We start from the raw sequence: 20,807 nt of genomic DNA on the forward strand, positions 1-20,807 counted from the left end.
AGTTGTGGCGAAGTGCGGTCGGGAGTGGCCCCGAGAGCACTTCGCCACAACGTTGACGGAGCGGGCTCTCCTGCGGCGCGTGCCGCGAAGGCCGGCGCGGAGGCTGGGTTCTAGCTGGCTGCGGGGCCGGCGGCGAGGCCAGCGAGGTAGTCGACGACGTCCTGCTCGCTGACGACATCGGCATATTTCGCGTCGAGGTCGAAGAGGGCCGCCTCGTGCGGCTCCGCGCGGCGGTCGCCGACCGCGTCGCGCACGACGAGCGGGATGAAGCCGTGCTGGCACGCGTCGACGGCGGTGGCTCGCACGCATCCCGAGGTCGAGAGGCCGACGAGGATGACGCTGTCGCAGCCGAGGACGGTCAGGTCGGTGGCGAGGGAGGTGCCGAAGAACGAGCTCGCGTACTTCTTCGAGAGGATCGGCTCTCCCGTGGCGGGGGTGAGGGGCTCGGCGATGGCACCGAGCGGGGAGCCGGTCGCGAGCGTCGCGAGGCCAGCGGCCTTGCGGGCGAAGACGCCGCCACCGGTTGGCCCCGTGTCCTGTTCGACGACCGTGTAGAGCACGGGGATGCCGGCGGCGCGCGCCGACTGCAGCACGCGTGCGGCCGAGGCGAGCTCGTCCTCGACGCCCGCGTAGAGCGGCGACGTCTCGACGAGGTACGCGTCCACGAAGTCGATGACGATGAGGGCGGGTCTCTTCCCGAACCCGAGGCGCTGGCCGAAGCCCGCGGCCGCGTAGTCATTGTCGGCGGACACGGCGTCGTTGTTGGCCGACACGGCGTCATTGTCGGCGGGGACCCCGGCCTGGTTCTCGGCGGCGGATGCGGTTGGCGTGGTGGTGGTCATGGTGGTTCCCTTCGTGGGGTTGCGGAGGAGCTTGAGTTGGAAGCGGAAGGCGAGAGGGTTCGTTCTGCCGGGCGGGTTCGGAGCGCCGCGCGAGTTCACCGGGCGGCGTCGTTCCGGGCCGCGCCAACCCGGGCCGCGCTGTCTCGCGCGGCGGCGCGGGCCTGGCGGCGGCTGGGGTGGAAGCGGGCGGCGATGGCGGCCGCGGTGGCGGCGACGAGGGCGATTCCGGCTGAGGCGATCCATCCGGTGCTCGGTCCGAAGTACTCGAAGACGAATCCCATCGCGAGCGGACCGGCGGCGCTGCCGATGTACGCGCCGGACTGCACGAGCCCCGTGGCCTGGGCGGCGAAGCGCGGTACGGCGTTGGAGACGGCGTAGTGGAGCAGCCCGCTCCATCCCCAGCCGAGGCCGAACGCGAGCACGACGCCGACGGCGAAGCTCCAGGGGAGGGCGAGGGCCATGCCGGTCAGGCCGACGGCGCCGGAGAGCATCATGAGCGAGACGGTCGTGAGCGTGCCGCCGATCCCGCGGTCGGCGAGCCAGCCGGCGAGCGGCCTGGCGATGATGTTCGACAGCGAGCCGAGGCTGAGGAGCAGGCCCGCGACGGCTGCCGAGTAGCCGACGCCGATGGCGGTAGTGACGGTGAAGGCGCCGATGACGCTTGACTGCGCGGCGCCCAGGCCGCTCGCGGCCGACGCGAGGACCAGGAAGACGCGCAGGTCGCGGGGGAGTCGCTCGGGGCGTCGGCGTGCGATGCGGGGCGCGCGCTTGGTGCGCGGCACCCGCCAGGCGAGGAAGCACACGGCGACGGCGGCGAGCGCGCCCGCGATCGCGAAGGTCCACTGCCAGCCGACGGTGAGGCCGAGGGCGGGGACGGCGAGGCCCGCGCTGAAGGTCGCCAGGGGCACGGCGCCCTGCTTGAGTCCGAAGGCGAGGGCCCGTCGCCGTGTGGAGACGCCTGCACCGATGAGGGCGTTCGAAGGCGGATGCCCGAGCGAGTTCCCCGCGCCGGCCAGGATGAGCCACACGAGCAGCCACTGCCACGTCGGCGTGTAGGCGGCGATGCCGATGAGGGCGAGGCCGCCGATCGAGGAGGCCATGACCATGCCCCAGCGGAAGCCGAGCCTGCTCGAGAGGCTGCCGGCGAGGGGCGAGAGCAGCGCGGAGGCGCCCCAGTAGGCGGCGACGACGATGCCGAGCATCGACTCGGTGAGCCCCGTGCTGGCGCGCAGCTGCATGGACAGGCCGCCGACGAGGAAGACGGGGAGCGCGGTGACGACGGTTGTTCCGATGCCGGCGAGGGTCGCCGTGCGGCCGGGGCGTCGGGTTCGCCAGACGTGGGTCGGTGCTTCGGAGGCTGAGGCTGAGGCTGAGGCGGCCGCTCCGTCCGCCTCAGATGTCTCGTCTGGCGCGGGTATCAGGGCATGCTGCTGCTCGGGCCCCGTGGTGGGCCCGGTGGTGCGCGACATGGGTCAGTCCTCGTGCGGGGAGCTGTCAGCGTGCAGGGAGGTGCCGGGCCCCTGGAGCACGGCGTTGCGCGCGGCAAGGATGTGGGAGCGCATCGCGACCTCGGCCCACAGGGAGTCGCCCGACTGCAGGGCGGTCAGGATGTCGCGGTGGTGGTGGTTCGAGCGGATGCGGAACGTGTCGCCGTACGCCTGGTAGTTGCGGATCATCATGGGCACCTGGCTGACGCTGCGCAGGAGCGTCTGCAGCTGGAGGCTGCCGGACACCTTGACGATGTGCTCGTGGAACTCGCGGTTGAGGCGGCCGAGCTCGACGATCTCGTCCTGGTCGCTCGCGTGGACGAGGGGGTCCATCCGCTCGATGCGGTCGATGAGCAGCTCGGCATCCGCGTCCGTCATGCGGTCGGCGGCGAGGCCGGCGGCGCGGCTCTCGAGGGACGCGCGCACGAAGTACGTCTCGGCCATCTGCTCGGTCGTGTAGCCGATGACGGTGGCGCCCTTGTTGGGGATGTACGCCACGAGCCCCGCCTCCGCGAGGCGCTGGAGCGCCTCGCGGATGGGGGTTCTGCTGAGCCCGAACTCGGCGGCGAGCGCCTGGGCGCGCAGCACCGTGTGCGGTGCGTACTCGCCGCTCATGATGCGCGAGCGAAGCTCGGCGTACGCGAGGTCGCCGCCCGTGAGGCTCTCGGGCAGCAGCGCGTGCGTCGGGGTCTCGATCATCGAACGCTCGCGAGCATGGACGACGTGAGGAGGAACTGGCGGCGGGCGGTCTCGTCGCGGCCGAGGGCTTCCCACTCGGCGCGCTTCGCGGCGCGGCGCTCCTCGCTCGTGTCGCGGAGGGCGTTCCAGTTGCCTTCCGTCTCCTCGCCGACGTAGTGGCGGGCGACGGCGCGGCGCTTCTCGGCCCAGTCGTCGAGCGACTCGCTCGAGATCTCGCCGTTGGCGTAGCCGGGCAGCAGCTCGGCGAGCAGGAGCCCGTCGTGGATTCCACTGTTCATGCCCATGCCTCCCAACGGGTTGTTGACGTGTGCCGCGTCGCCCACGAGGAAGACGTTGCCCTTGCGGAACGTCTGCGCGACCTTGCGGTGCACCTCGTAGACGGTGACGTGCACAACAGGGTATCCGTCGAGCTCGGGCACCACACGCCGAAGCTGACTCACGACGTAGGCGGGGTCGGTCTGCTGCTCGGTCGTGAGGGCGGGGTCGCAGGGGAACAGCACCCGCCAGCCGCTCGGGTTGCGCAGCAGCACGTGCCAGTTCTCGGGGTCGGCGACGTAGTTGACGACGGCGAGGTCCTCTTGGATCTCGTGCAGCGGCAGGCTCGTCGTGATGACGAGGTAGCGCTCCGGGTAGGTGTGGCCGGAGAAGTCGATGTCGTAGTGCTCGCGCACGATCGAGCGGGAGCCGTCCGCCGCGACGAGGTAGGTGCTCGTCGCCGTGGTCACCTCTCCGCCCTCGCCGCGCACATCCACCTCGAAGCCCTCGTCGTTCTCGCGGATCGCGATGACCTCCGCGCCGAGGGCGGAGGTGACGTTGGGCTCGCCGGCGATCACCTGCTGGGCGGCCGCGGTGAGGCGGCTCTGCTCGACCTGCACGCGGTACGGGTAGGCCGTGTCGTCGTCGAGCACCGCGAAGTCGAGCTCGACGATCTTCCCGATCGTCGCATCCCGGAACTGGTAGGAGCGGGCGATGATCCCGGCCTCGATGAGGGGCTGCGTGAGCCCGAGCTCCTCGAGCATCTCGAGCGTCGGCGGGTGGAACGTGGATGCGCGGTGCTCGAGCGTGCTCGCCTCGCGCTTCTCGAAGAGGGCGACCGTCATGCCCCGTTTCGCGAGCTTGAGGGCGGTGGTGGTGCCGACGGGGCCGCCGCCGACGACGATGACATCGAACTGGGGGGAAGCAGTCATGGTGTGGTCCTTTAGGTGCGCTGTGGCGGTCAGAATTCGCGGATGATGGTGCCGTAGCCGCCGACGGTGTCGGTGAAGCCGGCTTGGCGTAGGGTGTGCCAGACGGTGGCGGTGTTGATGGCGACGACGGGCTTCCCGAGCCAGGTCTCGGCCTCGTCGGCCATGCGGATGAACGACAGGTTCGTGCCGACCTGCACGATCGCCTCGGTCTCCGGGGTGTCGATCTCCTCGAGCACCTTGACGAGGTCGCGGGGGGTGACGCTCGCGATCGACGTGGCCGTCGGGCAGCGGAGGCCCGTGACCTTGACGACGTCGAAGTTCGCCTCGGTGAAGTACTGGTCGACCCACTCGTCGGCGACGGGCTGGTACGGGGAGAAGACGGAGATCTTCTTCACGTCGAGGGCTTCGAGGGCGGCACGGCAGGCGGATGCCCCGGTCGTGACGGGCATGCCGCCGATCTGGTCGCTGACCTCCTTCTGGAAGGCCTCGTTGCCTGCGACCCCGCCGCTGAAGGTGGGGGCTGACATGCCCATCATCATGAGGTCGGGCTGCGCGGTCATGACGTCGCGGAGGGCAACCGACATGGAGCCGCGGATCTGGGTCTGCAGCCCCATGAAGGTCGTGTGGTCGCCCATCGCCTGCTGCTCGACGTGCATGCGGCCGCAGTGGAACGTGATGCCGTGCGGTGCGAGCTTGTTGACATCGTGCTCCACGACCGTGTTGGTCGAGGGGACGATGACGCCGATCTTCGCGCGGTATCCGGTGACGTCAGGCATTGACGTGCTCCTTCGTGTTCGTGTTCGTGTTCGGGTTGGCTGCGGCGCGGGGCGTCGCGGCTGGATTGATCAACGTGATGTGGGTGAGAGGGGAGGGAGTCAACTCGCGATGAGCTCGGTGGCCGGCATGCCGGATCCGAGTCGGGTGTGCCCGCTTGTCGCGTCGTACATGTGGCAGGCGACGGTGCGGTCGCCGACAGGGGTGTCGGCTGGCCGTTTCGTGAGGCAGACCTCCTGTGCGAAGGCGCAGCGGGCCGCGAACGGGCAGCCGACCTGGCCCGTCGCGGGGACGGCGACCGGCGTGGCTGGGGCGGCGCCGTCACCCGTGTCAGCAGCGGCTGCGGACGCGGACGCGCTCTCGGCTGCCGCGGCGCGTGCCGCGCGGCGCTTGCGCTGCTCGACGGGGTCGGTGACGGGGGCCGCCGCGTTGAGGGCCGCCGTGTAGGGGTGCAGGGGAGCGCGGTGGACGTCGCCGGCGGGTCCCTGCTCCATGATCCGGCCGCGGTACAGCACGAGGGTCCGATGGGAGATGTACCTGACGACGTCCAGGTCGTGGGCGATGAAGATGTAGGCGAGGCCCCGTTCCTTCGCGAGCTTTGCGAGCAGGTTGAGGATCTGCGCCTGCGTCGACAGGTCGAGGGCGCTCACGGCCTCGTCGAGCACAACGAGCTGCGGCTGCATGATGAGGGCTCTCGCGATGCCGATGCGCTGCCGCTGTCCGCCGGAGAACTGGCCGGGGAAGCGGTCGGCGGCGGCCCTCGGGAGGCCGACGGTCTCGAGCATGTCGCGAGCCCGCGCATCCGCCTGCTTGTCGGAGAGCCGGAGGGCTGCCTGCAGCGGCTCCGCGAGCGTCTGCCCGATCGTGCGGAACGGGTTGAGCGAGCTGTACGGGTCCTGGAAGACGACCTGCAGCTGCTTGGCGATGTCGCGGCGGTTGCGGAGCAGCGAGTGCTTCGTGAGGTCGCGGCCTCCGAAGTGGATGCTCCCGCCGCTCGGCCGCTCGAGGCCGAGGAGGCAGCGCCCGATGGTGGACTTGCCCGAGCCCGATTCGCCGACGACGCCGAGGATCTCGCCGGGGGCGACGGTGAAGCTCACGTCGTCGACGGCGTGGACGGTCTGCTTGCGGTCGTGGGGGTTCTTGAACCGCATCTGCAGGTTGTCGATGCGCAGCAGGTCCTCGTTCATGCGATGCTCCTCTCGTTCGCGCTGGAGTTCTGGAGGGCCGAGCCGGTGCTGGTCGCCTTGGCGACTTCCTCGACGCGGACGCAGCGGGCCATGCCCGAGCGCTGGATGCCCGCGGTGGGACGCTGCTGGCCGGCGCCGGGGCGCAGCAGGGTGAGGGCGACCGGGGAGGTGCGGCACCGCTCGTTCGCGAAGGTGCAGCGGTCGGCGAAGCGGCAGCCGCTCGGCCAGTCGCGGGGCGCAGGGACTGCGCCGCTGATGGCGTCCATTGGCACGCCCGCGACGGCATTGGCGGGCATGGCCGCGAGGAGGGCCCGCGTGTACGGGTGGGAGGGGGCGGTGAGGAGCGTGTCGACGTCGGCCTCCTCGATGACCTGGCCCGCGTACATGACGATCGCGCGGTCGCACGTGTCGGCGACGACTCCGAGGTCGTGGGTGACGAGGATGACGGCGAGGCCGAGCTCCTCGCGGAGGCGCCGGAGGAGGTCGAGGATCTCCGCCTGCACCGTCACGTCGAGGGCGGTGGTGGGCTCGTCGGCGACGAGCACCTCGGGGTCACCCGTCAGGGCCATGGCGATCGCGGCGCGCTGCGCCATGCCGCCGGAGACCTGGAAGGTGTAGCTGGCCGCGGCCTGCTGCGGGTCGGGCATGCCGACGAGGCGGAGCAGTTCGAGCGCCCGCTCCTGTGCCTCGGAGGCCTTCCGGCCCGTATGGTGGGCGATCGCCTCGCGCAGCTGGGCGCCGATCGTGAAGGTCGGGTCGAGGGCCGTCATGGGCTCCTGCGAGACGAGCGCGATCTTCGAGCCGCGGACGGCTCGGAGCTGCTTGTTGGTCTGCCCGACGATGTTGGTGCCGTCGACGCGGATCTCGCCCTTCGAGACGCGACCGCCTGGGGCGACGAGGCCGAGCAGGCTCTTCGCGGTCACCGACTTGCCGCACCCCGATTCGCCGACGATGCCGAGCGCCTCGCCGCGTGACACCTCGAAGGAGACGCCCTGCACGACTGCGAACTCGCCGTTGCTGTCGGTGAACGAGACGCTCAGGTCGCGCACCGAGACGATGGCGTCGTCGACCTCAGCTTGTGGGTCGTCGACCGCGACCGGCTTCGCCGCCACTGGCGCTGACGTCCTCTTCCGGAAGAAGGAGCGCACGAGGGTCGTGCCCGGCCGGTTTCCGGCGAGCGCGTCGCCGACGACGTTGAAGGAGAGGATCGAGAGGATCATGATGACGCCGCTCGGCACGAGCAGCCACGGGTGCAGGTAGATGAGCTCGCTGGCCTCGCTGATCATGCCGCCCCAGCTGGGCGCCGGGGGCGGGGTGCCGAGGCCGAGGAAGCCGAGGCCGGCTTGGATGAGGAGGGCGGCGCCCATCGTGATGGAGAGCTGCACGAGCAGCGGCCCGCGGATGTTCGGGAGCACGTGGCGGAACAGGATGAGGCCGGGGGCGATGCCGGCGACGTTCGCCGCATCCACGTACAGCTCGCGCCGCACCTGCAGGGTCGTCGCCCGGGCCAGGCGCACGAAGCCGTCGCTCATCGCGACGCCCAGGGTGACCATGGCGACCGTCGTGTTGTTGCCGAAGGCGCCGATGACGGCCATGAGGATGACGATGGTGGGGAGGGCCTGGAAGAAGTCGGCGAAGCGGGAGACGAGCGTGTCGGTGAAGCCGCGGAAGTAGCCGCCGATCATGCCGAGCGGGATGCCGATGCTCATGGCGACGACGGCCGCGAGGACGGCGCCCCCGAGGGTCGCGGCGCCACCGTGGATGAGGCGCGAGTAGACGTCGCGCCCGAGGTCGTCGGTGCCGAGGAGGTGCTCGGCGCTCGGCATCTGCCGTGCGAGGGCGAGGTCCTGGGCGAGCGGGTCGAGGGGAGCGACGAGGTCGGCGAAGAGCACCGAGAGGCCGAGGAGGACGAGGAACGCCAGGGCGACAAGGGCTCCCGGCTTGCTGAGGAGTCTGGAGAGGGCGGTGTCGGTGCGTCGGACGCGGGTCATGCGAGCCTCGCCTTCGGGTTGATGATGCCGTAGAGGATGTCGATGACGAGGTTCATGGCGAGGATGACGACGCTGAGGGCGACGACGACGCCGAGCACGATGGGCATGTCGCCGAGGTTGACCGAGTCGACGACGAGCTTGCCGACGCCGGGGAGCGCGAAGACCTGCTCGATGAGGACCGCGCTGCCGAAGAGGGCCACGAACTGGAGGCCGATGACGGTGAGCACGGGGATGGCCGCGTTCCGGAGGCCGTGCAACCACACGATGCGCCACTCGGGGAGGCCCGTGGCCCGCAGGGTCTGCATGAAGTCGCGGCCCTGCACGTCGATCATCGCGACCCTGGCCTGGCGGGCGACCGCCGCGGTGCCGGCGATGCCGATGGAGATGAGGGGGAGCGTGATGCGGCGCACGAACTCGGCCGGGTCCTCGGTGAATGGCTCCCATCCTGAGGAGGGGAACAGCTTGAGGTTCACGGCGAAGACGAGCACGAGCAGCACGGCGAGCCAGAAGCTCGGGATGGCCTGCATGACGCCTGCGGCTCCGCGGATGATCGTGTCGAGCCAGCCGCCTCGGCTCGCGGCGAGGATGCCGAGCACGATGCCGAGCACCGTGGTGAGGAGGATGCCTCCCATGGAGAGGGTGAGGGTGACGGGGAGGCGCTCGAGCACCTGCGCGGTCACCGACTGCTGGCTGAGGTAGGAGACGCCGAGGTCGCCGGTGAGGAGGCCGCCGAGGAAGGTCACGTAGCTCACGAGCACCGGGTCGTTGAAGCCCATCTCGTCGCGCAGCTGCGCTCGGGCCTCCGGGGTGGCGTCGGGCCCCAGGATGGTCTGGGTCACGTCGTTCGGCATGAGGGCCACGAGGAAGAAGGCGGCCGAGACGACGAGGAAGACCATGAGCACGGTGATGCCGACTCGTCGAAGGATGTAGAGGGCCACGTGTGCTCCTTTCGGGTTGAAGCGGGTGCTGTGGTGAGCGTGCTTGGCGGATGCGCGGGGAGGGGAGCCTCCCCGCGCATCCGGGGCTGCGGCCAGCGTCAGCCGGCGGGGAGAGCTACTCGGCGGGCGTCCAGCTGAAGGGGAGCGGGAAGACCTGGCCGGCGGCGAGCTCGACGCCGCCGAGCTTCTCCGCATCCCAGACCGTGTGCGTGTGGTAGAACGCGACCGGGGCGAACCAGGCGTTCTCGACGACCCATTTGTTGACCGCCTGCCACTTGGTGGCGGCCGCGTCGGCGTCGAGCTCACTGGAAGCGTCGTCGATGAGGGCGGTCAACTCGGGGTCGTCGGTGCCGAAGGGGTTGAGCTGGGCGTTCGGGGCGAGCATGTTCATGCTGTTCACGTAGGAGTCGATGCCGCCGTTCTGCTGGCCCTGCGAGGCGCCGAACTCCTTGTTGCTGATGGCGTCGAAGTAGTCGTTGGTGCGGTCGGTGAGGGTGGCGGTGATGCCGACGGCTTCGAGGTACGGGATGGTCGCCTCGAGTCGCTTGTTCTCGCCGAACATGGTGCGGCTGAGGATGGGCAGCTCGAACCCGTCCGCGTATCCGGCCTCGGCGAGGAGCTGCTTCGCCTTCTCCGGGTCGTACTCGTAGTAGTCGTCGAGCGACTCGTCGTAGGCGGAGGTGAACTTGCCGAAGACGGAGGAGGTGCCTCGCTGGTAGTCGCTCCAGAGGGCGGTGCCGATCGCATCCCGGTCGAGGGCGTAGTTGATGGCCTGGCGGACGCGCACGTCGGCGAGCTCGGGGATGACCTCGCCGCCGCGGTCGAAGAGCATGAGGCCGCCGACGTTGGACTCGTTGGAGGCGGCCGCGAAGCCCTGGGATTCCGCCTGGTCTCGCTGGCTCCACTGGGCGGAGATGATGTCGACGTCGCCGGCGAGGAGGGCGTTGAGCTGCGCCGTGAGGTCGGTGATGACGAACATGTTGAGCTCGTCGACCTGCACGTCCATGGGGCCCGCGTACTCGGGGTTGCGGATGTAGCTGTACTCGCTGTCCTCCGTGTAGGTGTCGAGGATCCAGGGGCCGGAGCCGTACGTGTCGGTGAGGAGGAGCGAGGGGTCGTCGAGGGCTGCCTGACTGACCATCATGCCGACGGTGAGCGAGAAGGCCTCGGGCAGCGACTGGTCCGGGGTGTTGAGGGTGAACTTTAGCGAGTCCTCGTCGACGACCTCGATGGAGTCGATCGAGTTGAGGCGCGCCTGGTAGGTGCCTGGCGTCTCCTGGTAGCGCTCCAGGTTGGCCTTGATGAGCTCGACCGTCATCGGTGTGCCGTCCTCGAAGACGCTGTCGAGGCGGAAATCCATCGTGAGCTCGGTTGGGCTCGTGTACTCCCAGGCTGTCGCGACGCCCGGCTGGAGGGCACCCTCGGCGTCGCTCGTGACGAGGCTCTCGTAGGCGGCGGCCGCGTAGTTGAAGGCGGAGCCGCGCATGTTGGCGGCCGGGTCGAAGGTCGGGGCGCCCTCGAGGGCGGCGATGTTCACCGCGAACGCGGTGTCTTCGGAGGCCGAGGATGAGCCGGTGGAGCAGGCGGTGACGGCGAGCGTCGTGACGCCGAGCATGGCGACGGCGGTGCCGACGCGAAGTCTGTGGGAACGCATGGGCGTCCTTTCCGAGTGCTGAGAGGTGAGGTGCTGGGCTGGAGCGATGTGAGCTGGGGAGGAGTGTGCTGGGGATCGGGCTGCTGTCGAGGTGAGAGGTCGAGAGCTGGCGCCGGTGTTGCTGGGGGAGCTGGGTTCGATCCCGATTCGGCTATGTGCTGAGCCGGTGAAATGGACGCTAATGCCAAACTGCATGCAATCTTGTCGGCAGAGGTGCATATTTACGCGCTGGTAACACTCATTGCATGCAATGAAACCTCCAGGCAACATCCTCAACCGAGAGTGGACGTGGGCCACTGGGCCCGCTATCCCGCGCGATCCGCCCGGTTCCGCGCGGCGACGACCATGAGGAGGGCATCATGCGGCCGCTGCTGAGTGCAGGTGACACCGAGGTCTACCGCGTCGAGGAGTACCGGTCGGCCATGCTGCCGGTCGAGGAGATGTTCCTCGGTACCGACCCTCTCAGGCCCCAGATCGCGGCCCTCGGGCCCGATGACTACGAGGCGGGCAGCGACCGCCTCGTTATGGCCTCGAGCAGCTACGTGGTGCGCTCCGGTGGGAAGGTCGTCGTCGTCGACGCGGGTGTGGGGAACGGGAAGCCTCGTCGCCGGGAGATGTGGAGCGGGCTGCAGACGAACTGGCTGGAAGCGGTCTCCTCCATCGCGGATCCGGCGGACGTGGACGTCGTGGTGAACACGCACCTGCACTGCGACCACGTCGGCTGGAACACGACGGCCGATGCCGCAGGCGCGTGGGTGCCGACGTTCCCGAACGCGCGCTACCTCTTCAACGAGCTGGACCGCACGTTCATCACGGGCCCGGACGCGCGGGGCATGCTGGAGCGCAACGGCGACTTCTGGGTCGACTCGATCGCGCCGGTGTTCGCCGCAGAGCAGGCCTACGTGGTGGGGCTTCCTCACGTGGCGGCGCCGGGCGTCGTGCTCGAGCATGCGCCCGGGGACACTCCGGGGCACATGGTCGTGCGGGTCCTCGACCCTTCGTCGGGCGCGACGCTGGCGATCATCTCGGGTGACGCCCTGCACCACGTCCTGCAGGTCGCGAACCCGGGGCTCACCTCGAGCTTCTGCTCGATGAAGGAGACGGCGGAGGCGACCCGGCGCGCCCTTCTCGAAGAGTGTGCGGCGACGGGGGTGCCGCTGCTGGCCGGCCACGTCGCCTCGCGCGAGCTGCTCTATGTCGGCGCTGACGGGGAGGGCGGGTTCGTGATCGCTGACGGGTCGCACTGAAGGTGCGCTGCATGCGCGTTGCGGCGAGCTGCGACGCGCGATGACGCGTAGCGGCGAGCTGCGACGAGTAGTGCGGTGCGGTGCGGTGCGGTGCGGTCAGCGCGGCGATGGGATTGCATGCAATCGGCCGTGCGCGCTCCCGCGGTGGGGAGCGCGCACGGCCGATGAGGTCAGGCTTCGAGCGCGGCGTCTACTCGACCCCGCACCATTCGGCGATGAAGAGCGCGATGGACTTCGTGATGCGGCGCACGGACTCGAGGTCGACGCGCTCGTCGTAGCCGTGGATGGCCTCGGAGATGGGGCCGTAGACGAGGGCGGGGGTGTCGGCGTACTGCGCGAAGACGCGCCCGTCGAGGTAGCCGGGGGTGACAAACGATTCGAGCTTCGCCCCGTCGAAGGCGGCGCTGTGGCTGCGCTCGAGCGCCTGCTCGGCGGCCCCGCCTTCTTCGAGCACGTACCCCTCGGCGTAGAAGCCCGTCTTCGTTGCGGTCGTGGCGATCGGGTTGCCGTTGCCGTCGGCCGTGACAGCGGCGAGCGCATCCGTGATCTCTGCCCACGCCGAGTCGGCGGTGATGCCAGGGTAGAGGGCGACGCGCACATCCACTTCGCACCAGGCTGGCACGCTGGAGCCCCAGTCGCCGCCCTGGATCTTGCCGACGTTGAAGTTGATGGGGTGGTCGAGCTCCTCGAAGTAGCGGTGCTCGCCCTGCTTCGCGTTCCAGGCGGCCTCGAGCTTCCGCAGCTCCCCGATGACGAAGTAGGCGGCGTCGATGGCGTTGAAGCCGGTCTGCATCTCGCGGGGGTGCGTGGGCTTGCCGTCGACGCGGAGGCGCAGCCAGATGACACCGGTGTTGGCGCGCACCAGCATGTCCTCTTCGGGTTCCGGGATGAGGACCGCGTCGGCCGTGTAGCCGCGCAGGTGGGCCGAGAGGGAGCCGTTGCCCGTGCACTCCTCTTCGACGACGGACTCGAAGTGGATGCGCCCGGTCGGGGTGAGGCCGGCGGCGCGGACGGCGTCGAAGGCGTAGAGGTTGGCGACGAGGCCGGCCTTCATGTCGCCGCTGCCGCGGCCGTACAGCCAGCCGTCGCGCACGGTGGCGTCCCACGGGGAGCGGGCCCACTGGCTTTCCGGCCCTTCGGGGACGACGTCGATGTGGCCGTTGAGGATGAGCGAGTTCCCGCGCTCCTCCTGCGGCGCGAAGGTGCCGACGACGTTCTCGAGGCCGTCGTAGGAGATCTCGACGGCGCCGGCGCCCGGGTGGGCGGCGAGCTCGTCGGGGTCGAGCTGCCAGCGGTCCATGGCGAGGCCGCGTCCGGCCATGGCGCCGTACAGGAGGTCCTGCGCCGAGGATTCGTTGGCGCGCAGCGACGGGTGGCGCACGAGCTCCTGGGTGAAGGCGATCTGGCGGTCGAAGGCGGCGTCGACGGCGTCGAGGATGCGCTGGCGCTGATCGTCGGTGAGGGCGCCGGCGGGTGTGGTGGCTGCGCTGGTGCTGGGGCTGGCGGTGGGTGTGGTTGGCGTGGTCATGGTCGTGTCCTGCTTTCGCGTGTGGTGCTGCCGGGCAGCTGTGCCCGGGGTGGGGAGGGAGCGTTTGTCTGCGCTCAGGAGGCGGCTTCGTCGATCTCGACGATGTCGTCGCGGAGGCGCATCCGCTCGCCGAAGGCGCCGCCGATGACGGTGATGACGCAGATGCCGATGAGGACGAGCACGGCCGGCCAGGACGATCCGTCGCCGACCGTGATGAGGGCGGTGGCGATGAGGGGCAGGAAGCCGCTGATGGCTCCGGCGAGGTTGTAGCCGAGGGAGACGCCGCTGTAGCGGAGGCGGGGTGGGAAGAGTTCGGCGAGGAGGGCGCCGGTGACGGCGTAGGAGAGGGTGATGAGGGCGATGCCGATGCTGACGGCGGCGATGATGGCGATGGGGCTCTCGGTGTCGATGAGCCAGAAGAGGGGGAAGGCTGCGATGCCGGTGGTGAGGCCGCCGACGACGGTCATGCGGCCGGGGCCGAAGCGCTCGGCGAGGCGGCCGGCGAAGATCGTGACGCCGATCTGGAGGACGGCGGCGATGAGGGTCGCGTTGACCATGACCTGGCGGTCGACTTCGAGCACGTTGGTGCCGTAGGAGACGACGAAGGTCGTCATCATGTAGAAGCCTCCGACGCCGAGCATGGCGGCGGCGACGGCGACGAGGAGGCGGAGTCCGGATTTCCGGAAGAGTTCGACGACGGGGACCTTGACCTGCTCGCCGGCGGCGGCGAGCTCCTGGAAGACGGGCGACTCTTCGACCTTGAGGCGGATGTAGAGGGCGATGCCGAGGAGGGGGAAGGCGAGGAGGAACGGGAGGCGCCAGCCCCACGCGTCGAAGGTCTCGGGCGGCATCATGAGGACGAGGGCGAAGGCGCCGGATGAGACGAGGGTGCCGACGGGGGAGCCGATCTGCACGAGGGCGGCGAAGCGGCCGCGCATCTTCTCGGGGGAGTGCTCGATGGCGATGGTGGTCGCGCCGCCCCATTCGCCGCCGACGGCGAAGCCCTGCACGAGGCGGAGGACGGCGAGCATGACGGGGGCTGCGATGCCGACGGCGAGGTAGTCGGGGAGGACGCCGATGAGGCCGGTCGCGCATCCGATCATGACGATCGTGGTGAGGAGGGCGGGGCGGCGGCCGTAGCGGTCGCCGATCCACCCGAAGACGACGGCGCCGATGGGGCGGGCCGCGAAGCCGACGCCGAAGGTCGCGAAGGCGGCGAGGGTGGCGCCTGCCGGGTTGAGGTCGGTGAAGAAGAGGCGGTTGAAGACGAGGGCCGCGGCGGTGCCGAAGAGGAAGTAGTCGTACCACTCGAGGGCGGTGCCGACGAAGGCGGCGAAGGCGATGCGCCGCGCTTCTTTGAGGCTGACTTTCGGCGGGCTGGCGGGCGCGCTTGGCGTCGAGGTCTGCGGGTCGTGGGACATGGTGGCTCCGATGTTGGGGGAAAGGCCTGCATGTGAACGTGCACGTCTGCGGTGACGTTGGTGTACCTATGCAACCCCGTCATGGCTGGGTCGGGCAATCGCCAGGCCCACTCGATTGCACGCCTAGGATGGGCAAATGCACAATCTGGATGGGTTTTGAGCCGGTGAATGACGCGTCTGTTTCGGCGCCGTTGCAGCGCGGTATCCGATCGTGCCTCGACGACCTGGACGAGATAACGACGTTGTACGTGATGCAGGTGCGCACGCTCACTGGCTATGTCGAGTCGGTGATCGCGGAGCGCGATGTGCATAGCACGGCGTTCACGACGCTTGGGCTCATGTTCCGGCAGCTGGGTGGGGAGCGACTCGAGGACGAGTTGCGGGCGCACTCGCGAGCTATCGGGCGCAAGCGTGTCCGTCAGGGGGTGCCGCTCGAGTCGCTGCTGCGGGCGGTGCGGATGGACTTCCGTTTCATTTGGCAGGCGCTCAACGACCGGCTGCCGGGGGAGGCGGATCGCCTCTCTGATGATGTGGTCGCGATTTGGGAGGTTGTGGAGGCGCACACGACGAGCGTGCAGTCGGGGTACATGCTCGAGCTGGGGCAGGTGAAGGCGGAGCTCGAGCAGGAGCAGGCGTTCCTGCTTCGTCGTCTGCTGCGCGGTGGTGTTGACGACTCGCAGTTGCATGTGCAGGCTGCGGAGGCGCTCGAGATTCCGCTCGTTGGTCCGTACTGGGTTGCGGTTGCGCATCAGGATGCGGCGGCCAGCTTCGCCTCGGATGTGCGGGCCGTTCTCCCCGCGGCCGTGTGTCTGCGCTTGGACGGTGTGGAGTTCGCGGTCGTTGCCGGTTCGTCCGGTGTGGGGTTGGCTGGCGTGGGGTCTGCGGGCGGGGGGTCGTCTGGTGTTGAGTCGGCTGGCTTGCGGTCTGCTGGTTTGTCTGTGCAGTTGGGGCTCGCGGGTCTGCAGGTGGGCGTGTCTCAGTCGGCGGCGACGCTGTCCTCGTTGAGTGAGATGTGGCAGTTGGCGTCGGAGTTGGCTGAGTTTGCGGTTCCGGGGCGGGCGGCGCTGCTCGCGCAGCATTGGCCGAGCCTTGTTGTGCGGCGGCTTGGGCCGGTGGTGTCGAGTCTGGCTGCGGATTCGCTTCGGGATTTCGCTGTTCTGCCTTCGTCTGAGCGGGCTCTGTTGGTTGAGGCTGTCGAGGTGTACATGGCTACTGGTTCGGCGTCGAAGGCCGCGGGGGCGCTGTTCTGTCACCGGAACACGGTCATGAACCGACTGGCGAAGTTCGCGTCGGTGACGGGGCTCGACCCGACGGTTCCTGATGACGCGGCCACGATCAAGTTGGTTCTGGCGGCGGAGAGGAGCGCACGGCAGAGTTGACGGCGGGACTGGTGTTTCGGGGGCTTCTGGCTGGGTCTCGGCTCCGATTGTTGGGCTGCCCGTGGTTTTAGAAGTCCTCGATCGATCAGAGTCCTCGCTTGATCAGAGTCCTCGGTCGATCAGAGTCCTCGGTCGATCAGAATCTTCGGTCGATCAGAGCCGTCCGTTGATCAGAGCCGTAGGTGGAATGGTGCCGTCAGTTGATCAGGGTCGCGGGTCGGCGGGTTAGTTCCCCCTGCCTCTGGTTTCAGGGTCTTCGGTTGATCCGTGGGCGTGCGGCTTGGACGCTGTTGGTGGTGTAGCTGCGGCGGCGCGCGGTTCTGCGTGGGGCGTGGTGTCCGAGCGTGGGCACGACGTGCCAGCGTCCGCTGCTGCCGTTGATGAGGACGAGCCGTCCCCGGTGGACTTCGTGGTGGTGGAAGGAGCAGAGCAGGATGCCGTGTTTCACGTCGGTGGGTCCGCCTTCGCTCCAGGGCGTGGCGTGGTGCACTTCGCACCAGCGCACGGGTGCGCTGCAGCCGGGCGCCCGGCATTGCCGGTCTCGGATCGCGATCGCGCGGCGTTGGGCGGTGGTGAAGAGTCGCTGCTTGCGGCCGAGGTCAAGAATCTCCCCGGCGCTGCTGCGGGTCGCGACGCGGATGAAGCTGTCGCACATCAGCTGCGCGGCGACGCTCGGCGGGATGGGTTCCCCGGTGCGCTCCAGGTGGGGGACGTCTTCGGGACGTTCCGCTGTTCCGACGATGCCGGCTTCGGTGGTCACGATGATGACGGTGGGGGCTTCCCCGCCGGTTCTGGGCGCGTCTGGTGACTCGGCGTAGGCGCGGACGACCATCGTGAGCGCGTCGATGCGCTGCTGCTCGATCGACCGCGGGTCCACCAGCGGAACCTCAACGTCGAGGTCAGCGTCCCCGCCCACGTCCCTCTCCTCGCCGGGGATTCCGCCTCCGGTTCCCACTCCGGCTCGGCCGCGGCTGTCGCTGTCGCCGAGCGCGTTGATTACGCCACCAAAGCTGTGGCCGTCGCTGTCGGTAGTTGACGGGAATCCATCCGGACCGAGGGCTGGGGCGAGTGGTTCCCCGCACTCGGACGCGGCCGGGAACTCCACCCTGCGCCGGGGCGAGAGCAGCGCGTCGAACACCGACAGCAGCTGCTCGCCCTGCTCGGGCGTCGCCACGAACTTCCCGGTGACCGCGCCGTCGCTGCGCCGGGAGATCCACAGGCCGCGCTCCTCGGCGATCTTGTCGGCCCGCGGCTCGTCACCGTCCGGATCCAGGTAGGACACCCACGTCGCGGCCTGCACCTCCAGCACCTTCGGCACGGCCGGCTGCTCGTCTTTCGGGTTCACCCCGCACGCCGACGCGACCAGCTCCATTTCGGCCCGCTCGAGCTCGTCGACGTCCACGCGGTTCCCGGTGTGATCCAGGCCCTTCGTGATCGCCGACGCCTGCGCGATCGACATGACCGCCGACCCGACCGCCTGCGACACGGCCGGATACCTCGCCGGGATCGGCTCGCCCGTCACGCTCATCCGCTCCCGCGTCGCCGCCGCGACCCGCACCAGCGTGCTCGCCTCGAACGGCCGCACAGCAAGCACCTGCTCCAGCATGGCCGTCAGGTTCCGGAACCCCGACTTCCGCGCCACCGACTCCGCCCGCGGCGACTCGTCCTCCCGCCGCAGCAACTCGCCCGCGACCTCCACCAACGCCGCATCCACCACGCGCCGACGAGCCGCCAACTCCCGCAACGCGACCACGATCTCCGCATCCGGAAGCCCCGCCAGCTGACACCGCGCCTCCAGCAGCGCATCCACCACAGCCGTCTCCACTGACGACTCCACTGACGACTCCACTGACGACTGGCGATGCGCCCCCTGCTCCGACTGCGATGCCACGATAACCTCCCCCAAGATCACCACCAGCCTAGCCGATTGGACCCGTTCAATCTAGCTATCAACAGGAGTTTTCTGACGTAATTCGATGATAGGTGCGAAGGGTGCCCTTGGTGTCCTTCATGTCCGGCGGCACACGGGTAGCTGCGAAGTCTCCAGCTGTTCGCCGTTTCAGCTCGCGCTGTGGCCGAGCCGACTCTCTTCTCCCGTTCAGCAGACCACGGACCACCGACGCTGCGCACCACGGCACTTCAGTCCGAGTTGCTCGCACGTGTCGCCAGGGGCAGTTGTTCCTGAACAGGTCCTGCCGCGGTGCGCTGTGTCGGCCTGTCGATAGCGTCCGCTGGTGCTCGCGCGTCGTCTGAGGGCGGTTCCGTGTCGCGCGCGTACTGTCTGCTGAGAATGTCATCCCGCTCGCAGACAGCCGAGTCATCGTGCGGTTTGCTGTGCCCGTGTGCCTCTGTGCCCGTGGCGCTCGAGAGCCGCGCCTACGCCCGCGTGCTGCGCTTGTGCTCGGGTGCTGCGCTTGTGCTCGCGTGCTGCGCTTGTGCTCGCGTGCTGCACTTGCGTTCGGGTGCTGCGCCTGCGTTCGCGTGCCGCGCTTGCGCTTGCTGACGCCGTGTGCCCCCGTGGTGCTCGGAGCCCACTTACGCCCGCGTGCCGCACTTACGCCCGCGTCCCGCGCCCGTGCCCGCGTGCCGCGCTGATGTCCGCGTGCCACGCTGGTGTTCGCGTCCCGCGCCCGTGCCCGCGTGTCGCGCTTACGTCCGCGTGCCGCGCGGCCGCTCGCGTCCCGGGCTCCTTGTGTGAAGCTCCCGTGACATTGGCGCGACACCCTGCCATCCGCCTGTCGCCGTGCGTCCGCGCCCCTCCCGCAGCCGACCGCGCGACTCTGAAAGCCTGAGCCCGCTACCCCTCGACTCGCGGCAATGCTGCTGATGCCACGACGTCGCCGCTCTCCTCGCGGATCTCGACGCTCGTGACTTCCTCGCGGAGTGCGGCCGCGTTGACGGCGCAGTTGATCTCGACCTCTGAGCCCAGGAATGTCCCCGAGCCGACGTCCTCGCCGGCGGCATCGACGACGACCACCGAGTAGAACTCACCGCTCGGCAGTCCGTTGACCGTGAGCAGGGTCTCGGTGCCCCAGGTGTGCGCGACGACGCTGCCGTCGATCTCGACGCCGACGGGTTCGCCTTGGAAGTCGACGGGTTCGACGGCGCCGAGCGTTCCGGGGTCGCCGACTGGTGTGGGCGTCTCAGGGCGGGGGAGGAAGAAGCCTCCGATGACGCCGACCACGAGGCCAACGGCGGCGATCCCGGCGAGCATGGCGCCTCCGAATCGTGGGCGACGCAGCGGCGTGACGGGCGCGGCGTCCGCGGCGGCGGCTTCGTCGGCCTCGCCGCGTCCGCCCGCTTCATCAGCGCCATTGCGAGAGACGACGGCGTCAGCCGAGCCGGCAGCCCCGGCAGGCTCGACGGCGTCAGCCGAGCCGGCAGCCCAAGCAGGACCATCCGCGTCGTCTGGCCCAACGAGGCCACCGGCACGATCGTCTCGCTCCTCGTCGCCGAATTCGCGACTGTCGACGCCGCCATCTGCGGCCCCGATCGCCAGCACGGCGTCACGGAGCCCGTCGCTCGGCGTCGCATCCAGCCACTCAGGGCGCCCGGAGATCTGCCCCGTCAGTGCCTGAAGCTCGGCCAGTTCTGCGTCGATGGTGGGATCGGATGCGCGCATCCGCTCGAACTCGGCAGCCTCGTCGGCGGTCAGCTCGCCGACGAGGGCGGCGGCGATGAGCTCGCCGCGGCGGTCTGCGGTGTGGTCAGTCACGAGCTCCTCCGGATTCGTCGAGGTGGCCGCGGACGGCGCGGAGGCCGTAGAAGACGCGGGTGCGGAGGGTGGCGACGGGCACCCCGCAGCGGGCGGAGAACTCAGCGTAGCTGTAGCCGGTGAGGTGGATGGCGATGATCGCGTCGCGCTGCTCGTCCGGCAGGAGTGCGAGGGCTTCCGTCAGGCCGAGCCCCGTGAGCGGGTCGGGAGTTTCGGCTGGCACGTCGCGGCTCGCCGCGGATGCGTCGTCGGCGGAGATCCGGGGCAGCCGGTCGCGGGCGCGCAGGGCGTCAGCGATGACGTTGCGGGCGATCGCGAACAGCCAGGTGCGCTCGCCGGCCTTCGCGGGGTCGAAGCGGTCGCGTGCTCGCCAGGCTCGGAGGAACGTCTCCTGCACGCAGTCCTCGGCAAGCGCGCGGTCGCGCAGCGCGTTGATGGTGAAGCCGAGGAGAACGCTGCCGTGGTCGCGGAACGCCGCGTGGAGGTCGAACGAGTGCGGCGCATCCGCCATTCGTGCGTGTCCTCTCGTCGTCGGCCCCCTGGCGCGGTCAACGATAACGGCAGTGCTCACGGCTCCTCCCTCCGGCGACTCAACTGCGATTGGTACAGGGGTGTACTGCCTGACCGCATGCCGCGTTCAGGGCGTCCCCGAAAATCTCTCTCGAAAAAGTTTGAGGGCGGATGAACGCGGGAGGGTCGAGCCCCGTATGCCCCTGTACGACGGCTCCACCGGGGAGCTGCGAAGCAGGAAGGCACTC

General features: G+C 69.5%; 16 protein-coding genes. 2 read left to right on the forward strand and 14 right to left on the reverse strand.

What is annotated here, in order from left to right; translation table 11 throughout:
• Positions 1–110: 110 nt before the first annotated feature.
• The 9 genes from HDC34_RS12710 to HDC34_RS12750 form a co-directional block, all read right to left on the reverse strand.
• Positions 111–842 (reverse strand): isochorismatase family protein, encoded by a 732-nt coding sequence (locus HDC34_RS12710; protein ID WP_179557256.1) that lies wholly within the window; start codon positions 840–842, stop codon positions 111–113.
• Between the two features lie 95 nt (positions 843–937).
• Positions 938–2,311, reverse strand: a complete 1,374-nt coding sequence (locus HDC34_RS12715) for an MFS transporter (protein ID WP_179557257.1) — start codon at positions 2,309–2,311, stop codon at positions 938–940.
• A 3-nt stretch (positions 2,312–2,314) separates the two neighbouring features.
• Complete coding sequence (locus HDC34_RS12720) at positions 2,315–3,028, reverse strand: GntR family transcriptional regulator (RefSeq protein ID WP_179557258.1); 714 nt, start codon at positions 3,026–3,028, stop codon at positions 2,315–2,317.
• Positions 3,025–4,215, reverse strand: a complete 1,191-nt coding sequence (locus tag HDC34_RS12725; RefSeq protein ID WP_179557259.1) for an NAD(P)/FAD-dependent oxidoreductase — start codon at positions 4,213–4,215, stop codon at positions 3,025–3,027. Before HDC34_RS12725 ends, HDC34_RS12720 begins: the two co-directional genes overlap by 4 nt.
• 29 nt (positions 4,216–4,244) lie before the next feature.
• Positions 4,245–4,991 carry an arylmalonate decarboxylase gene (locus tag HDC34_RS12730; protein ID WP_179557260.1) on the reverse strand — a complete coding sequence of 249 codons (747 nt, stop codon included), beginning with the start codon at positions 4,989–4,991 and terminating at the stop codon, positions 4,245–4,247.
• A 99-nt stretch (positions 4,992–5,090) separates the two neighbouring features.
• Complete coding sequence (locus HDC34_RS12735) at positions 5,091–6,176, reverse strand: ATP-binding cassette domain-containing protein (RefSeq protein ID WP_179557261.1); 1,086 nt, start codon at positions 6,174–6,176, stop codon at positions 5,091–5,093.
• Positions 6,173–8,167 carry a dipeptide/oligopeptide/nickel ABC transporter permease/ATP-binding protein gene (locus HDC34_RS12740; RefSeq protein ID WP_179557262.1) on the reverse strand — a complete coding sequence of 665 codons (1,995 nt, stop codon included), beginning with the start codon at positions 8,165–8,167 and terminating at the stop codon, positions 6,173–6,175. Before HDC34_RS12740 ends, HDC34_RS12735 begins: the two co-directional genes overlap by 4 nt.
• Positions 8,164–9,105 (reverse strand): ABC transporter permease, encoded by a 942-nt coding sequence (locus HDC34_RS12745; protein WP_179557263.1) that lies wholly within the window; start codon positions 9,103–9,105, stop codon positions 8,164–8,166. Before HDC34_RS12745 ends, HDC34_RS12740 begins: the two co-directional genes overlap by 4 nt.
• Positions 9,106–9,220: 115 nt before the next feature.
• Positions 9,221–10,759, reverse strand: a complete 1,539-nt coding sequence (locus tag HDC34_RS12750; RefSeq protein WP_179557264.1) for an ABC transporter substrate-binding protein — start codon at positions 10,757–10,759, stop codon at positions 9,221–9,223.
• A 359-nt stretch (positions 10,760–11,118) separates the two neighbouring features.
• Between HDC34_RS12750 and HDC34_RS12755 the strand changes: the two genes are divergently transcribed.
• Positions 11,119–12,006, forward strand: a complete 888-nt coding sequence (locus HDC34_RS12755; RefSeq protein ID WP_179557265.1) for an MBL fold metallo-hydrolase — start codon at positions 11,119–11,121, stop codon at positions 12,004–12,006.
• A gap of 190 nt (positions 12,007–12,196) precedes the next feature.
• On the opposite strand, the gene HDC34_RS12760 is transcribed toward HDC34_RS12755, so the two are convergent.
• Both HDC34_RS12760 and HDC34_RS12765 read right to left on the reverse strand, forming a co-directional pair.
• On the reverse strand, positions 12,197–13,534 hold the full coding sequence (locus tag HDC34_RS12760) for an ArgE/DapE family deacylase (protein ID WP_179557266.1): 1,338 nt from the start codon (positions 13,532–13,534) through the stop codon (positions 12,197–12,199).
• A gap of 74 nt (positions 13,535–13,608) precedes the next feature.
• Entirely contained in the window at positions 13,609–14,955 is a 1,347-nt protein-coding gene (locus HDC34_RS12765) for an MFS transporter (RefSeq protein ID WP_179557267.1), read from the reverse strand.
• 149 nt (positions 14,956–15,104) lie between these two features.
• Between HDC34_RS12765 and HDC34_RS12770 the strand changes: the two genes are divergently transcribed.
• Positions 15,105–16,334 carry a CdaR family transcriptional regulator gene (locus tag HDC34_RS12770; RefSeq protein WP_179557268.1) on the forward strand — a complete coding sequence of 410 codons (1,230 nt, stop codon included), beginning with the start codon at positions 15,105–15,107 and terminating at the stop codon, positions 16,332–16,334.
• A 247-nt stretch (positions 16,335–16,581) separates the two neighbouring features.
• Here HDC34_RS12770 and HDC34_RS12775 read toward each other — a convergent pair whose 3' ends face one another.
• From HDC34_RS12775 to HDC34_RS12785, 3 genes are all read right to left on the reverse strand, one after another.
• Positions 16,582–18,225 (reverse strand): HNH endonuclease signature motif containing protein, encoded by a 1,644-nt coding sequence (locus tag HDC34_RS12775; protein WP_179557269.1) that lies wholly within the window; start codon positions 18,223–18,225, stop codon positions 16,582–16,584.
• A 906-nt stretch (positions 18,226–19,131) separates the two neighbouring features.
• On the reverse strand, positions 19,132–20,049 hold the full coding sequence (locus tag HDC34_RS12780) for a hypothetical protein (RefSeq protein ID WP_179557270.1): 918 nt from the start codon (positions 20,047–20,049) through the stop codon (positions 19,132–19,134).
• Positions 20,042–20,620 (reverse strand): RNA polymerase sigma factor, encoded by a 579-nt coding sequence (locus HDC34_RS12785; protein ID WP_308807344.1) that lies wholly within the window; start codon positions 20,618–20,620, stop codon positions 20,042–20,044. Before HDC34_RS12785 ends, HDC34_RS12780 begins: the two co-directional genes overlap by 8 nt.
• Between the last annotated feature and the right edge of the window lie 187 nt (positions 20,621–20,807).

Origin of the sequence: Pseudoclavibacter sp. JAI123, from assembly GCF_013409665.1 — a bacterium.
Taxonomy (GTDB): Bacteria; Actinomycetota; Actinomycetes; order Actinomycetales; family Microbacteriaceae; genus Pseudoclavibacter.

Coding starts and splice junctions, on each gene's coding strand:
- HDC34_RS12740 (WP_179557262.1), bottom strand. CDS start 8,167: ATGACCCGCGTCCGACGCACCGACACCGCCCTCTCCAGACTCCTCAGC.
- HDC34_RS12735 (WP_179557261.1), bottom strand. CDS start 6,176: ATGAACGAGGACCTGCTGCGCATCGACAACCTGCAGATGCGGTTCAAG.
- HDC34_RS12725 (WP_179557259.1), bottom strand. CDS start 4,215: ATGACTGCTTCCCCCCAGTTCGATGTCATCGTCGTCGGCGGCGGCCCC.
- HDC34_RS12760 (WP_179557266.1), bottom strand. CDS start 13,534: ATGACCACGCCAACCACACCCACCGCCAGCCCCAGCACCAGCGCAGCC.
- HDC34_RS12755 (WP_179557265.1), top strand. CDS start 11,119: ATGCGGCCGCTGCTGAGTGCAGGTGACACCGAGGTCTACCGCGTCGAG.
- HDC34_RS12720 (WP_179557258.1), bottom strand. CDS start 3,028: ATGATCGAGACCCCGACGCACGCGCTGCTGCCCGAGAGCCTCACGGGC.
- HDC34_RS12710 (WP_179557256.1), bottom strand. CDS start 842: ATGACCACCACCACGCCAACCGCATCCGCCGCCGAGAACCAGGCCGGG.
- HDC34_RS12765 (WP_179557267.1), bottom strand. CDS start 14,955: ATGTCCCACGACCCGCAGACCTCGACGCCAAGCGCGCCCGCCAGCCCG.
- HDC34_RS12770 (WP_179557268.1), top strand. CDS start 15,105: ATGGGTTTTGAGCCGGTGAATGACGCGTCTGTTTCGGCGCCGTTGCAG.
- HDC34_RS12730 (WP_179557260.1), bottom strand. CDS start 4,991: ATGCCTGACGTCACCGGATACCGCGCGAAGATCGGCGTCATCGTCCCC.
- HDC34_RS12750 (WP_179557264.1), bottom strand. CDS start 10,759: ATGCGTTCCCACAGACTTCGCGTCGGCACCGCCGTCGCCATGCTCGGC.
- HDC34_RS12715 (WP_179557257.1), bottom strand. CDS start 2,311: ATGTCGCGCACCACCGGGCCCACCACGGGGCCCGAGCAGCAGCATGCC.